At 71.1% G+C, this 14,312-nt stretch carries 14 protein-coding genes; 8 read left to right on the plus strand and 6 right to left on the minus strand.

The features are described 5' to 3' along the window. The first annotated feature begins 73 nt into the window (after positions 1-73). On the plus strand, positions 74-1,567 hold the full coding sequence (locus tag HHX30_RS26310; protein WP_169984672.1) for a hypothetical protein: 1,494 nt from the start codon (positions 74-76) through the stop codon (positions 1,565-1,567). Here the strand turns inward: HHX30_RS26310 and HHX30_RS26315 are convergent. The 3 genes from HHX30_RS26315 to HHX30_RS26325 are packed head-to-tail and all read right to left on the minus strand — an operon-like array spanning position 1,551 to position 4,919. Then, positions 1,551-2,534, minus strand: coding sequence for a phosphotriesterase (locus HHX30_RS26315; RefSeq protein WP_169984673.1), 984 nt, complete (start codon positions 2,532-2,534; stop codon positions 1,551-1,553). The genes HHX30_RS26310 and HHX30_RS26315 overlap by 17 nt on opposite strands. Before the next feature lie 17 nt (positions 2,535-2,551). After that, complete coding sequence (locus HHX30_RS26320; RefSeq protein ID WP_169984674.1) at positions 2,552-3,835, minus strand: cytochrome P450; 1,284 nt, start codon at positions 3,833-3,835, stop codon at positions 2,552-2,554. 43 nt (positions 3,836-3,878) lie between these two features. After that, positions 3,879-4,919 (minus strand): GlxA family transcriptional regulator, encoded by a 1,041-nt coding sequence (locus tag HHX30_RS26325; RefSeq protein WP_169984675.1) that lies wholly within the window; start codon positions 4,917-4,919, stop codon positions 3,879-3,881. Between the two features lie 99 nt (positions 4,920-5,018). Here HHX30_RS26325 and HHX30_RS26330 point away from each other — a divergent pair, with 99 nt between their 5' ends. Both HHX30_RS26330 and HHX30_RS26335 read left to right on the plus strand, forming a co-directional pair. Continuing rightward, positions 5,019-5,423, plus strand: coding sequence for a hypothetical protein (locus tag HHX30_RS26330; RefSeq protein WP_169984676.1), 405 nt, complete (start codon positions 5,019-5,021; stop codon positions 5,421-5,423). Between the two features lie 112 nt (positions 5,424-5,535). Continuing rightward, positions 5,536-7,062: a long-chain fatty acid--CoA ligase gene (locus HHX30_RS26335; protein WP_169984677.1), complete on the plus strand. Its 1,527-nt coding sequence runs from the start codon at positions 5,536-5,538 to the stop codon at positions 7,060-7,062. Between the two features lie 10 nt (positions 7,063-7,072). Here HHX30_RS26335 and HHX30_RS26340 read toward each other — a convergent pair whose 3' ends face one another. The 3 genes from HHX30_RS26340 to HHX30_RS26350 form a co-directional block, all read right to left on the minus strand. Then, positions 7,073-8,329 carry a class I SAM-dependent methyltransferase gene (locus HHX30_RS26340; RefSeq protein ID WP_169984678.1) on the minus strand — a complete coding sequence of 419 codons (1,257 nt, stop codon included), beginning with the start codon at positions 8,327-8,329 and terminating at the stop codon, positions 7,073-7,075. 25 nt (positions 8,330-8,354) lie between these two features. After that, positions 8,355-9,725 carry an FAD-binding oxidoreductase gene (locus HHX30_RS26345; protein ID WP_211592534.1) on the minus strand — a complete coding sequence of 457 codons (1,371 nt, stop codon included), beginning with the start codon at positions 9,723-9,725 and terminating at the stop codon, positions 8,355-8,357. 186 nt (positions 9,726-9,911) lie between these two features. Then, positions 9,912-10,901 carry an NAD(P)-dependent oxidoreductase gene (locus tag HHX30_RS26350; RefSeq protein WP_169984679.1) on the minus strand — a complete coding sequence of 330 codons (990 nt, stop codon included), beginning with the start codon at positions 10,899-10,901 and terminating at the stop codon, positions 9,912-9,914. A 74-nt stretch (positions 10,902-10,975) separates the two neighbouring features. Here HHX30_RS26350 and HHX30_RS26355 point away from each other — a divergent pair, with 74 nt between their 5' ends. The 5 genes from HHX30_RS26355 to HHX30_RS26370 all read left to right on the plus strand — a co-directional run bounded on the left by HHX30_RS26355 (position 10,976) and on the right by HHX30_RS26370 (position 14,284). Next, on the plus strand, positions 10,976-12,094 hold the full coding sequence (locus HHX30_RS26355) for a CaiB/BaiF CoA-transferase family protein (protein ID WP_169984680.1): 1,119 nt from the start codon (positions 10,976-10,978) through the stop codon (positions 12,092-12,094). Positions 12,095-12,170: 76 nt separating this feature from the next. Then, the gene (locus tag HHX30_RS26360) at positions 12,171-12,818 is read left to right on the plus strand and encodes a nitroreductase family protein (RefSeq protein WP_169984681.1); all 648 of its coding nucleotides are present in this window, start codon (positions 12,171-12,173) and stop codon (positions 12,816-12,818) included. 94 nt (positions 12,819-12,912) lie between these two features. Further along, positions 12,913-13,176 carry an ATP-binding cassette domain-containing protein gene (locus HHX30_RS43410; RefSeq protein ID WP_311922868.1) on the plus strand — a complete coding sequence of 88 codons (264 nt, stop codon included), beginning with the start codon at positions 12,913-12,915 and terminating at the stop codon, positions 13,174-13,176. A 32-nt stretch (positions 13,177-13,208) separates the two neighbouring features. Further along, positions 13,209-13,499 carry a hypothetical protein gene (locus HHX30_RS43415; protein ID WP_311922869.1) on the plus strand — a complete coding sequence of 97 codons (291 nt, stop codon included), beginning with the start codon at positions 13,209-13,211 and terminating at the stop codon, positions 13,497-13,499. Continuing rightward, positions 13,496-14,284: an ABC transporter permease gene (locus HHX30_RS26370; protein ID WP_169984682.1), complete on the plus strand. Its 789-nt coding sequence runs from the start codon at positions 13,496-13,498 to the stop codon at positions 14,282-14,284. Before HHX30_RS43415 ends, HHX30_RS26370 begins: the two co-directional genes overlap by 4 nt. The last annotated feature ends 28 nt before the right edge of the window (positions 14,285-14,312 follow it).

Below are 14,312 nucleotides of genomic sequence, written 5' to 3' on the forward strand. Positions count from 1 at the left end.
CGCTGCGGCAGCCCCCGGCTCGCATGAGATCATGCCAGGCACCCCCAATTCGGGCATGATCTCGGGAGGTACCGTGCCCACGGACCGCAGCGAACACCAGCGGGAACCGGCGTGGCCGGAGATCCCGCCGGCGTGGCCCGAGATGCCTCCGCCCTCCTCCTTCACCCCCTCCGTCCGGTCCTTCGTCGAGGGAACGCCGCAGCAGTCCCCGGACGCCGCCGCGACCATGGCGGGCTCGCTTCCCGGTGCGGCTCCCCGGCAGCCCGTCCCCGCGTTCGGCGAGCCCGATCCGCCCCGGCCCGCTCCTCCCTTCGGCGGCCCGGAGGCCTTCGCCGGCCACCCGCAGGCCGGCGGGAACCCGCAGGCCGGCCCGCACACGCAGCCCGGCGGGCCTGCGGCTTTCGGCAACCCCGCGGCTTTCGGCAATCCCGCGCAGCCCGGCGGCCCCGCGCCCGTGTACGGCATGCCGGGCCCCGCGCAGAGCCACGATCAGAACCCCGGTCAGAGCCACGGTCAGAGCCACGGTCACGGCCACGACCGCGGTCGGTCGGGCCCCCACGAGGCGACGTTCCCGGGAGGCACGGACCGCGCGCAGCCCTCCTCTCCGTTCACCCCCTCGGTCCGCGCGTTCGCCGAGTCCGCCCCGCCCTCCGCCACCGCGCCTCCGCCCCCGCCGCAGCCGCAGCCGCAGCCGCAGCCGGAGGATCCGTACCGGCCGTTCGTGACGGCGGGGCAGATCAGCGGGCCGAAGACGCCTCCCGCGCACCGGCAGCAGGAGCTGTGGAACACGGTGTTCGGGGAGAACTACCGGGCCATCGACGAGTACGAGGAGGACGAGCCCGGCCGGCCGGTCTGGCTGTACGCGCTGGTGGCCTCGGTCGTCGCCGCGCTGGTCGGGGTGCTCGTGTGGGCCTTCGCCGCCGGGCCGCTCAGCTCCGGCGACACGGCCGAGGCGGCGACGTCCGCGAAGCCCTCCCCCGCCAAATCCGCCGCCACGGCCAAGCCGCAGGCGCAGGTCCCGCGGCTGCCCGTCTACAAGGGCCAGGCCTCGCCCGTGAACGGCGTGGTCACCGACACCGCCGCCGGGATCACGCTGCCCAGGCTCGGCGGCCCCTGGCAGGCGGACGCCGACCCGGCTCAGATCAAGGCGACGTACGGCTTCACCAGCAGGCAGTACGTGCCCGCCGGCATGACCACCAAGGGCAAGCGGGAGTTCGCCCTGGTGATGTCGGGCCGGCTGGCGCAGTCGCTGGCCGTGAAGTACACCACGCCCGACAACCTGGGCCCGGTCGTGAGCGCGGTGATGTTCCGGGCGCGGCAGACCCAGTTCCCCAAGGACAACAAGGTCACCAAGGTCGCCCAGCAGCGCCTGGCGCGCAACGGCCTCACCGGCCTGACGGCCGCGTACAAGGTGACCGCCGACGGCGCGACCACCACGGTCGTGATCGCGGCCGTGAACACCGGCGCCGACCTGCCCACGATCGTCTATATGGCCGTGCCGCAGCTCAAGGACGACCTGCTTCCCGACGTCAACACGGTCTTCCGGTCGATCAAGCCCATCGGCTGAAGTAGCGCCGGGGGGTGTCCACCAGCATCTGCCGGATCTGGTCGTCGCCCACCCCGCGCTCGCGCAGGGCCGGCAGCACGTCGTCGTGGATGTGGTCGTACCGCCAGTTCGGCGTCACCTGCATGACCTGGTCCCACGCTCCGCCGAAGTAGTCCATGAAGCACGCCGCGTCGTGGCTCAGCACCATGCGGTCGGCGTAGCCGCGCTCGCACAGCGCCGCGATCGTCTCCACCCGCGCGGGCGTGGGGTTGTAGAGGTCCAGGCCGAAGCGGTCCATGCCCAGGATCGCGCCGGTGTCGGCCAGGCGCATGAGGTAGTCGAGGTCGTTGGAGTCTCCGGCGTGGCCGATCACGATCGCCCGCGGGTCCACGCCCTCCGCGACGAGAAGGTCGAGCGCGGCGAGGCCGCTGCGGGCCGCGGCGTTGGTGTGCACGGTGATGGGCGCGCCGGTTCGCAGGTGGGTCCGCGCCACGGCTCGGCAGATCCGCTCGACGCCGGGGGTGAGCCCCTGCTGCTCGACCACGCACTTGAGGAACGCCGCCTTCACCCCGGTGTCGGCGATCCCCTCGGTGATGTCCCGGACGAAGTCGTCCACCATCGGCTCGGGCATGTCCATGACGAGGCCCGGCCCGCGCATCTCGTACTGGTGCGGCACGCTCTCGAACATGTACAGGCCGGTGGCCACGATGATGTTGAGTCCCGGCACCTCGGCGGCGATCCGCTGCACCCGGGGGATGTAGCGGCCGAGTCCCCAGACGGTGGGGTCGACGATCGTCGTGACCCCCTTGGCCACCAGCGACCGGAGCTTGGCGACCGCGTCGGCGACCCGGGTCTCCTCGTCCCACCACGCGCCCCGGCCGTAGTTGTCCAGATGCTCGGTCGCGAGCACGAAGACGTGCTCGTGCATGAGCGTCTCGCCGAGGTCGTCCACGTCGACGGGGCCGCCGACGGTGTTCACAATGGCCATGCGGGCACCGCCGGGGGTCAGAAGTCGCAGGTCATGTGCTTGATGCCGTTGATGAAGCTGGACAGCAGGCGCTCCGGCTCACCCGCCTCGATCTGGGGGATCCGCCGCATCAGCTCGCGGAACATCGCGGTGATCTCGCGGCGGGCCAGGTGCGCGCCGAGGCAGAAGTGGGGACCCGGGCCGCCGAAGCCGACGTGCGGGTTGGGGTCGCGCCGGATGTCGAAGCGCAGCGGGTCGTCGAACACCCGCTCGTCGCGGTTGGCGGCCCAGTAGTACAGCAGGACCTTCTCGCCCCTGCGGTAGAGGTTGCCGTTCATCTCGTGGTCGCGGGTGACCTTGCGGCGCATGTAGTTGACCGGCGCGGCCAGCCGGACGATCTCCTCGATGGCGCGCGGCGCCCGGCCCTCGAAGTCCTCCAGCCACAGCCGCCGCTGCTCGGGGTTGAGGGTGAGCAGGCGCATGCCGTGCGAGATGGCGTTGCGGGTGGTCTCGTTGCCCGCCACGACGAGCAGGATGAAGAAGGAGCCGAGCTCCTGCGCGGTCAGCCGCTCCCCGTCGATGTTGGCGTTCACCAGGGACGAGGTGAGGTCGTCGGTGGGCGTCTCCATCCGCAGCGCGGCCAGGTCCTGGACGAGCTGCTGCAGCTCCATCCCCGCGGTGAGCAGCGCGTGGGCGATGTCCTCGCGGTCGCTGACGTACTCGGGGTCGGTGGCGCCGAGGACGATGTTCGAGCGGTCGAAGACGAACTGGTAGTCCTTCTCCGCGATGCCCATCATGTCGCAGATGATCTTCAGCGGCAGCTTCGCGGCCACCTCGGTGACGAAGTCGCAGCCCGGGCCGGTCTCCAGCAACTCGTCGACGATGCGCGTGGCGGCGGCGTCCACGTCGGACTCGAACTGCTTGATCATCCTCGGCGTGAAGGCGCGCGAGACGATCCGCCGCAGCCGCGCGTGGCGCGGGTCGTCCATGTTGATCATCGAGCCGAAGTACTCGGCGAACTCCGCCGGCAGGTCCGGGATGTTGGTGGCCCCGCCGTCGCCCGAGCAGAAGATCTCCGGGTTGCGGCTGGCCTCCAGGATGTCGGCGTGCCGGACGAGCGCGTGGTAACCCGGCCCGGTGGCGCCGGCGAAGCCGAACTCCGGCTCGGGGAAGAAGGCGGGCTTGTCCAGGTCGCGCAGCAGCCGGAAGGCGTGTTCCCGCTCCGCGTCGGGGCGGCCCCAGAAGTTCCAGTCGTTCAGGTCGATGTCCGCGGCCGAGGTGATGGGCGTGCGCTCCGCGGGCTCCGTCGGCTGTGTCGTCATGGAGAGGCCGGCCCTTCCGAGTGACTAGAACCATATTCGGTCGTCAGTCTGCCACACTCCCCGGCTCAGCCACAGGGGCCTGTTCGGGCGGGGAAGGCGGATCGTCGGCGAAGGAGGACGGCAGCGCGGTCGCCTGGGTCAGGCGGTAGCGCGAGGGCGGGATGCCGTACAGGTCGACGAACGCCTGGCGGAGGGCCTCGGCCGTCCCGAAGCCGCAGCGCGCCGCGACGGCGGCCATGGGCAGCGAGGTGGAGGCGAGCAGGTGGGCGGCGGCCTCGGTGCGGGCCCGGCGGACGAACCGGCCCGGCGTCTGCCCCGTGTGTTTGAGGAACAGCCGGGTCAGGTGGCGCTCGCTCACGCCCGCACCGGCCGCCAGGGCGGCGGTGGACAGGTCGGCGCCCGGATGGCCGGTGACGTGGTCGACGACCCGCTTGACCAGGCCGTCGCCGGGCGGCGGGCCCTCGGTGAACATGCTCATCTGCGCCTGGTTGCCGGGTCGCTGCAGGTAGGTCACCAGGTTGCGGGCCACCTGCCTGGCGAGGGCGGGGCCGTTGTCCTCCTCGATGAAGGCGAGGGTCACGTCCAGCGCGCTGGTGACGCCGGCGGCGGTGGTGACGTTGCCGTCGCGGATGAAGATCGGGCGGGCGTCGACGGCGATCTCCGGGTGGCGGGCGGCGAGCGTGTGTGCGAACTGCCAGTGCGTTGTGGCGCGCCGCCCGTCGAGCAGGCCGGCGGCGGCGAGCACCGCCGCGCCCGTGCACACCGACGCGACGCGGCGGCTCTCCCGCGCCAGCCGCCGCACGTGGCCGACGATCACCCGGTTGGCGGCCGCCTCCTCGTGCCCGATCCCGCCCGAGACGAGGAGCGTGTCCAGCGGCCCGGTGACGCGTTCGAGCGCCTGCTGCCCCTGCAGCGTCAGCCCGCTGCCGCAGGTGACGGGCAGGCCCGACGGGGTGGCCAGGCACACGTCGTAGCACGGGGACGCGCCGTGAGCGTTCGCCATGATCAGCGTCGACGTCACGCAGGCGATGTCGACGAGCTCCGCCGCGTGGTATCCGACCACGACCATGCGCCGCTGGGTCATGACACGACTGTAGGCCGGACGGACGGGGAGCCCAAGATTCCGGACCTGTCCCCGTCTCCCTCCTTGGCGCGCCCCGGGGCCGACCGGACAGTTGGGCCCATGACGCACACGACGCCTGAAAGGCACGCCGCGCGGCGCTGGGGCCGTTTCGCCCTGCACTACCTCGAGATGGTCGTCGCCATGTTCGCCGGGATGTTCGCGCTCGGCCTGCTGTGGTCCGCCCTGGGCATCGATCCCTCGTACGCACGCGACCCCGAGATCGCCTATCTGCTGATGGCGTTCGACATGTCGGCCGGCATGGCGGCCTGGATGCGTGTGCGCGGCCACGCCTGGGCCCCGGCCCTGGAGATGTGCGGCGCGATGTTCGCCCCGGTCGTGCCGCTGTTCCCGCTGCTGTGGCTGGGCCTGATCGACGGCATGGCTCTGATGGTCGCGGCCCACGTCGCGATGTTCCCGCTGATGCTGGCGGCCATGCTGCGGCGCCGCGACGAGTACGCCCATTGAGGGCCGGAGCAGCCCGGATAACCGGCCCCCCAAAATACGCCCTCCGAGCCGTTACGCTGAGGTACCTACCGGTAGGTATGGACCGAGGGTCCGACAGAAGAGGGAGCGGCAGATGCTCAACCTGGCCGTCGTGCTGGAAGACACCGCACGAGACACGCCCGACGCCACAGCGGTCGTCTTCGGAGACCTCCGCCTGCCGTACTCGCTCGTGAACACCGTCGCCAACCAGGTCGCCAACCTGCTCGTCTCGCGTGGCATCGGCAGGGGCGACAAGGTCGCGCTGGCCTGCCCCAACCTGCCGTACTTCCCGTTCGTCTACTACGGGATCCTCAAGGCGGGCGCGACCGTCGTCCCGCTGAACGTGCTGCTGCAGACCAGGGAGATCGCCTATCACCTGAACGACTCCGACGCCAAGGCCTTCTTCTGCTTCGAGGGCTCACCGGAACTGCCGCTGGGCGAGCGGGGCCGGGCCGGTTTCGCCGAGACCGAGATCACCGAGCACTTCTTCGTACTGCCGGCCACGCCGTTCGCGACCGAGTCCGAGTTGGGCGAGACGCTCTGGGCCGCCCTCGACGGGGTGTCCGGCGAGTTCGAGACCGTGCAGACCTCCGCCGAGGACACTGCGGTGATCCTCTACACCAGCGGCACCACCGGCCAGCCGAAGGGCGCCGAGCTCACCCACCAGAACATGGTCATGAACGCCGTCGTCAGCGACGAGATGTTCCCCCGGCAGGCCCGGAACGCCTATCTCGTCACGCTGCCGCTGTTCCACTCCTTCGGCCAGACCGTGTTGCTGAACGCCGGTTTCCGGCGCCGCGGCACGCTCGTGCTGATGCCGCGCTTCGAGCCGGTCGAGGCCCTCGCGCTGATGAAGCGGGAGGAGGTCACGCTGTTCGCCGGCGTGCCGACGATGTACTGGGCGATGCTCACCGCGGTGCAGACCGGGGCCGCCGAGGTGCCGTCGTCGCTGGTCACGGCGGTCTCCGGCGGCGCCGCGCTGCCGGTGGAGGTGCTCAAGGACTTCAACGCGACGTTCGGCGTGGACATCCTGGAGGGCTACGGCCTGTCGGAGACCTCGCCGGTGGCGTCGTTCAACCAGCCCGGCAGGCCCGCCAAGGCCGGCTCGATCGGCACCCCGGTCTGGGGCGTGGAGATGAAGCTGGTCGACGCCGGCTGGAACACGGCCGACGACGTCGGCGAGATCGCCATCCGCGGGCACAACATCATGAAGGGCTACTACAACCGGCCCGAGGCGACCGCCGAGGTGATGAAGGACGGCTGGTTCCGCACCGGCGACGTGGCCCGCCGCGACGAGGACGGCTACTACTTCATCGTCGACCGGGCCAAGGACATGATCATCCGGGGTGGCTTCAACGTGTACCCCCGGGAGATCGAGGAGGTCCTCATGACCCACCCGGCCGTCTCGCTCGCCGCGGTCGTCGGGGTGGCCCACGACTCCCACGGCGAGGAGATCAAGGCGTACGTGATCCGCAAGCCCGGCGCCACGACCACCGAGGAGGAACTGGTGGCCTGGTGCAGGGAGACGATGGCGGCCTACAAGTACCCGCGGATCGTGGAGTTCCGCGAGTCCCTGCCGATGACCGCCACCGGCAAGATCCTCAAGCGCGAGCTGCGGTAATAACGGGTGTCTACGGCCAGTCGAGGGACGGGCGCAGCGCGACGTGCGACCGTCCCTCGTCGAGCCGGACGCCGAGCACCTGGTGGAGCTGCACCTTGTTGCGCTCGAACCCGACGACGCAGCCGGCCATGTAGAGCCGCCAGACCCGGGCGATGCCCTGGCCGACCTCCTCGACCGCCTCGTCCCAGTGGGCGTCGAGGTTCTTGCACCATTCGCGCAGCGTCAGCGCGTAGTGCTCGCGCAGGTTCTCCTCGTGGCGGACCTCGAACCCGGTGTCCTCCATCTGGCGGATCAGGTAGCCCACCGACTCCAGCTCGCCGTCGGGGAAGACGTAGCGGTTGATGAAACCACTCTTGTTCAGGGTCTTCTCGGTGCTCGTCGGGCGGGTGATGCAGTGGTTGAGCAGGCGCCCGCCCGGTTTGAGCTTGCCGTACAGGAAGGAGAAGTAGGACGGGAGGTTGTCCTTGCCGATGTGCTCGGTCAGGCCGATCGAGCTGACCCGGTCGAAACCGGTTTCCGCGACGTCGCGGTAGTCCATGTGACGGACCTCGGCGAGTTCCGACAGCCCGGCCTCCGCGATGGCCTTCTGCGCCCACTCGGCCTGCTGGCGCGACAGCGTGACGCCGAGGCCCTTGACGCCGTACTCCTTGGCCGCGTGCATGACCATGCCGCCCCAGCCGCAGCCGACGTCGAGCAGGCGCATGCCGGGCTTGAGGTCGAGCTTCTTGGCGACCAGGTCGAACTTCGTGTACTGCGCCTCCTCCAGTGTCGCGTCCGGCCGTGGGAACGTCGCGCAGGTGTACGCCATGGAGGGGCCGAGCACCCACTCGTAGAAGCGGTTCGAGACGTCGTAGTGGTGATGGATCACCTCGGCGTCGCGCTGCTTGGCGTGCCTGCTGCCCAGCTTGGCCAGAGTGCTCTGCCGCGCCTCCTGCGGCGGGGGCGGGACGCGCATCAGCAGCGGCTTGAGCCCGAGCGAGCGGACTGCGGCGATCTTCTCGCTCAGCGGCAGGTCGTTGATCGTCAGCGACCACATCCGGTCGAGCAGGGTGTACATGTCACCGTGCACGTCGATGTGCCCGGAGATGTACGCACGGGCGAGGCCGAGTTCCCCCGGCGCCTGCGCGAGGTAGGCCACCGCCGCCGGCGACTTCACCTCGATACGGACGTCCGCCCCCAAGGATCCGGCCTTGCTGCCGTCGTAGGCGACGAACTCGACGCCTGCGTCAGGACCGACGATCTTCTCAAAGATCTCCGCAAGAGTCATTGCACCTCTCCCGACGTTTCGACGCCTACCTGCCCCTGACGCACTTGTCATAGAGGTCAAGCAGCCGGCCACCCGGGTCGTAGGCGCCTTTGACCGGCCAGTAAGCGTCTCCGTTGTAGAGCCGCCAGAACTCCTCCCGCTCATAGAAAGAGGTGGAGTACAGCGACTTGTGGCCGTCGAGCGAGTGCACCGCCCGCTCGATCAGCCGGTTGTAGTACCCGTCGTACTGACCGCGCGGCAGCGGCACCATGCCCCAGAAGCCGAAGTTCACGTACAGACGGCCGGGCTCCAGGGGGTAGAGCGACCACCGGCCGGTCGCCTTGAGCGGGCACATCCACACCGGGGTCATGCCGACCCTGTCGTGGAAGACCTCCAGGAACTCGGCGCCGCGTTCGACCGGCACCTCGACGTCCTGGATCACCGACTCGTGCACCGGGTTGTTCCGCCAGCGGTCGACGCGGGCGGTCACGCCGTACCTCTGGTCGAGGCCGACGAGCTTGCGGTAGACGTCCGAGCGCAGGTAGCGGCGCGGCAGGAGCGAGCGGACCAGCGGCTGCTGCACGCCGAATGCGCGCGAGCACCAGAACCAGTCGGTGTCCCAGCGCCACAGGTAGTCGCGCACGGTCAGCCAGTCGCGGACACGGCTGCGGATCGACTGGTAGTAGATCCGCATACCGGTGTAGTCGGACGTGTAGGGCGCCCGGTCGGAGAACGAGCCGACCGTGATGTACAGCTCTTCCGGGCCGAAGAACGTGCCGTCGACGAAGTCGACCTGCTCGCCGTCGTGCTCGCGGCTCTCGCAGATCTCCTGCATGGCGAGCATGCACTTGTCGGCGTCGCTGAAGCGGATGTGCGTCAGCTTGACGTACGGCTTCACCCGGGCCAGCTTGATGCGGATCCGCAGGGCGTAGCCGAGCGTGCCGTAGGAGTTGGGGAACGCCCGGAACAGGTCCGCGTGCTCGTTGTCGGCCCGGGCCACCACGATCCGCCCGTCGCCGGTGAGGATCTCCAGCTCCTCGACCGACTCGTGCGGCAGCCCGTCCTTGAAGCTCGTCGACTCGATGCCGAGGCCGGTGACCGCGCCGCCCAGCGTGATCGTCTTGAGCTGCGGCACGACGTACGGCATGAGCCCGTACGGCAGCGTCGCGTCCACGAGGTTCTCGTACGTGGTCATGCCCTGGACCTCGGCCGTCATGGTCGCCGGGTCCACGTGGATGACCTGGTCCAGATCGCGGGCGGACAGCGCGGCCGTCTTGGCCGGCGTACGGAAGCGGAACAGGTTCGTCGTGGCCTTGGCCAGCCGTGGCGCCGCGTCCGCGGGAATGGCGGCGTAGGAGTCCCTGATCTGCTCGACGGCCTTGCTATGGGCGGTCATACTGGCCGTGCGCTCTGGCATGACACCACCCCCATGGATCGTAGAGATCGCTTTCTTGGCACGCTATCCCTGGAGGGGATCGCAGACCAGAGTAGACACGTTACGCCCGCGAAAACTATCCGGTGTTCTCACGGCGGCCCACCGGCGTAGATCGTATCTTGCCCCTTTACATCGCCCCCGCCGCCCCTGGTGTAACTGTGGAAACCGTCAGGACCTGGGCGGACGCCGGCGCACGAGCGGGTCCGCGCCGTTCACCACGTTGACGACGGGACGGCCCTCGATCGCCGCGGTGAGGTTGTCCAGCACGCACCGGATCAGCCGCGTCGTCGCCTCGGGCGTGACCCCGGCCGCGTGCGGCGACAGCAGGACCCTCGGGCAGGAGCGCAGCGGGTCGTCCGGCGGCGGGGGCTCGCTGTCGTACACGTCGAGCGCCGCGCCGGCGAGGTGGCCGGACTCCAGCGCGGCCAGCAGCGCCGCCTGGTCCACCACCCCGCCGCGGGCCGCGTTGACCAGCACCGACCCCCTGGGCATGCGCCCGATCCTGGCGGCGTCGATCAGCCCGCGGGTCTCCGGCGCGAGCGGCACGGCCAGGACCAGCACGTCGCTGCCCGCGGCCAGCGCGTCGAGGTCCAGGTAGGCCGCGCCGTACGACTCGGGCTTGGGCGTGCGCGACCAGTAGGAGACCCGGCAGCCGAGCGCGCCGAACAGGCGGGCGCAGGCCGCGCCGATCGGGCCGAAGCCGGCCACTCCCACACGGCATCCGGCGAGCTCGCGGCGCTGGTAGGCGAACTGCGGCCACTCCCCCGCCCGCATGTCCCTGTCGCCGTCCGCGAGGTGGCGCAGCAGCGCCAGCGCGGCGGCCAGGCACCATTCGGCGACCGCGGCGGCGTTCACCCCGGCGGTGTTGGCGAGTGGCACCCCGGCTCGGGCCAGCGCCTCCAGGTCGTGCCCGTCCACTCCGACGGACGGCTGCTGCACGAACGCCAGGCGCGGCGCCAGCCGTACGGCCCGCGCGTCGAGGGCCAGGGCGCCGCTCCAGTCGCCGACCACGATCTCGGCGTCCGGCAGCGCCTCGAGCAGCGATTCGCGGTCGCGCCGGGCGGGGACGCGCACCTCGGCGCGCCCGTGGAGGTCGGCGAGCAGGCCGCGCACCGCGTCCTCGGGGAGCGGCGGCAGCGCGAGAACATTCCACGTCACGGGCGCAGTCTCGCACGTCTCCAGAAACATGTTCTACTGTCGCGTGAAGTGATGCCGCGTTGAGGAGGGTTCGGATGGACGAGTCGCGGGGACCGCTGGCGGGGGTCCGCGTGCTGGAGCTGGCCGGCCTCGCGCCCGGGCCGTTCGCCGGGATGATGCTCGCCGACCACGGCGCCGAGGTGCTGCGGATCGACCGGGTGAAGGCCGTGAGCGACACCCCGCGCCGCGACGTGATGGACCGCGGCAAGCGCACGATCGGCCTCGACCTGAAGTCGCCCGAGGGCGTCGCCGCGTTCAGACGACTGGCCGAGCGGGCCGACGTGGTGATCGAGGTGTTCCGGCCCGGGGTCGCCGAACGGCTCGGGATCGGGCCCGCCGACCTCCACGCGGTCAACGGGCGGCTGATCTACGGCCGGATGACCGGCTGGGGCCAGGACGGCCCGCTCGCCTCCACCGCCGGGCACGACATCGACTACATCGCGATCGCCGGGGCGCTGTCGATGCTGGGCCGCGAGGGCGGCAAGCCCACCCCGCCGATCAACATCCTCGGCGACTTCGCCGGCGGCGGGCTCATGCTGGCCTACGGCGTGCTGCTGGCCCTGCTGGAGCGGGAGCGCACCGGCCGGGGCCGGGTGGTGGACGCGGCCATGGTCGACGGCGCGGCGCTGCTGCTGTCGATGTTCTACGGCGCGGTGCACGGCGGCCACTGGGGTCCGCGCGGCACCAACCTCCTCGACACCGGCGCCCCCATGTACGACACCTACGAGACGGCCGACGGCGGCTTCCTCGCCGTGGGCGCGCTGGAGCCGCAGTTCTGGGCGGAGATGCTCGCCCGGATGGGCATCGACGACATGCCCGACCGCGACGACCGGGCGAACTGGCCGGCCGTCCGGGAGCGGCTGACCGAGGCGTTCCGGTCGCGTACGCGGGCCGAGTGGGAGGCGGTCTTCGAGGGCTCCGACGCCTGCGTGTCCCCCGTGCTCGACCCGCGCGAGGCCGCAAGGCACCCGCACAACCGGGCGCGCGGCACGTTCGTGGAGGTCGGCGGGCTGCCGCAGGCGGCGCCCGCGCCCCGGCTGGTCGGCGCGCCGCGCGGCGACCTGTCCCCCGCCACCCGGTTGCGGGACCTGAGCTCCTGGGGCCTGCCCGACGACGAGGCGAAGGCCCTGCGCGCCGCCGGCGTGCTGGCCTGACCGTGCCGGCCGGACCGTGCCGGTTTCTATCGTGCCGGCTTCTATCGTGCTGACAGAACGAGGAGTCCCCCCGCACATGGACGTTTTCGAAGCCCTCTACACGACCCGTGCCATGCGGCGGGTCAAGCCCGACCCGATCCCCGCGGAGGTCCAGGAACGCATCCTGGACGCCGCGGTCCGCGCCCCCAGCGCCGGCAACACCCAGGGCTGGCGGTTCCTGCTGGTGGACGACCCGGAGGTGAAGTCCCAGCTGGGGCCGCTGTACCGGGACGCGCTCGGCAGGCTGTTCGAGGGGCACTACAAGCCGATGCGCGAGCGGGCCGAGGCGACCGGCGACACCGGCACGCTCAACGTGCTGCGCTCGGCCCAGCATCTGGCCGACAACTTCGAGTCCTATCCCCTGCTCATGTTCGCCTTCACCCGCAACGACCCCGGCGGCGGCTCCATCTACCCCTCGGTGTGGAGCGCCCAGCTCGCCGCCCGGGCCTTCGGCGTGGGCAGCGCGCTGACGTCCGTGCTGGGACTGTTCCACGGCGCGGAGACGATGCGGATCCTCGGTGTGCCCGAGGGCAAGGGCTGGCAGGTGGCGTGCATGGTCACCTTCGGCTACCCGACCGGCCGCTGGGGGGTGGCCCCGCGCCGGCCCGCCCACGAGGTCGCCTACCGCAACCGCTGGGGCGACCCGGTCGGCTTCGAGATCCCCGAGCCTCTCTGGACGCCCTGAGCGATCACCGACACGCCCTCTGATGCAGCAGCTCTTGTTTCGTATGTAGTACACCTACTACATTTGAGAGCAAGGCTGCTTCATTGGCGGGCGTATGAACGATGTCGTCATCCGCGTGCGCGGGCTACGCATGGCGTACGGATCCGTCCGGGTGCTGGAGGGGGTCGATCTCGACCTGCGGCGCGGCGAGGTGTTCACGCTCCTGGGGCCCAACGGCGCCGGCAAGACCACCCTCGTCGAGATCCTGGAGGGCTTCAGGACCGGCTGGACCGGCGAGGTGAGCGTGCTCGGGGAGAGTTCCTGGACGAGCCGACGACCGGGTTCGATCCCGAGGCCCGGCGCGAGTTCCTTCTGCTGATCGAGCGGCTGGCGGCCGAGGAGGGGCTGACCGTGCTGCTCACCACCCATGACCTGGCCGAGGCCGAACGGCTGTCCGGGCGGATCGCCGTGCTGGTGGCCGGGCGGGTGCTCACCTGCGGCAGCCCGGCCGAGCTCGCGCGAGCCGTACAGGCGCCGTCGCGGGTTCGCTGGGCGGAGGGCGAACCGGAGGCCGACGACCCGTCCGGGGTGGCCTGGGAACTGCACCGGCGGTACGGCGGCCCGGTCCCCGGGCTGGAGATCCGGCGGCCGACGCTGGAGGAGAGCTACCTGGACCTCATCGAGGAGGCGAGGACCCGATGAACGCGACGATGCTGGGACTGCGGCGGGGCTGGATCGAGCAGCTCAACCAGTGGAGCGACCGCAAGGAGCTGTTCAACGCCGTCGCGGGGAGCGTCGTCACCTACGGGCTGCTCATCCTCTGGATCGGCGACACTCCGGTCGAGGGCACGACCGTCACCACGGGGACGTTCATGACGCCGGGCTTCATCGCGTTCGCGATCTTCACGACCGGGCTGACGGCGCTGCCCATGCTGATCGCCGCGGACCGGGGGGAGGGGACGCTGCTGCGGGCGCGCACGCTGCCCCGGGGCATCCGGGTCTACCTGGTCGGCCGCGCCACCACGGTGCTGCTCACGATCCTCGTCAACGTCGCCCTGGTCCTGGCGTTCGCGATCCCGCTGGCCGGGGTCCCGGCGCCGGCGACTCCCGCGCGCTGGTTCACCCTCGCCTGGGTCGTCGTGCTCGGCACGCTGGCCGTCGTGCCGGTGGGCGCGGTCATCGGCAGCCTGCTGCCCGGCCCGAAGGCGGGCGCCATGCTCGCCCTGCCGGCGATGCTCCTGATGGTCGTCTCCGGTGTGATGCTGCCGCTGGAGACGCTGCCCGACCTGGTGCGCCGCATCGCCGAGGTGTTCCCGCTCTACTGGCAGGCGCTCGGGCTGCGCGCGGCGCTCCTGCCCGACTCGGTCCTCGCGACCGAGGTCGCGCACGCGTGGCGGCTGGGCCAGGCGGCCACCGTGCTGGGCGCGTGGGCCGTCGGCGGTATGGTTCTAGCCCCCTGGTTGCTGCGCCGGGTCCGCGGAAGGTGAGCGGTCCCGTGGGCCCGACGGAGGTGAG

Source organism: Microbispora sp. H10836 (assembly GCF_012999525.1).
GTDB lineage: Bacteria > Actinomycetota > Actinomycetes > Streptosporangiales > Streptosporangiaceae > Microbispora.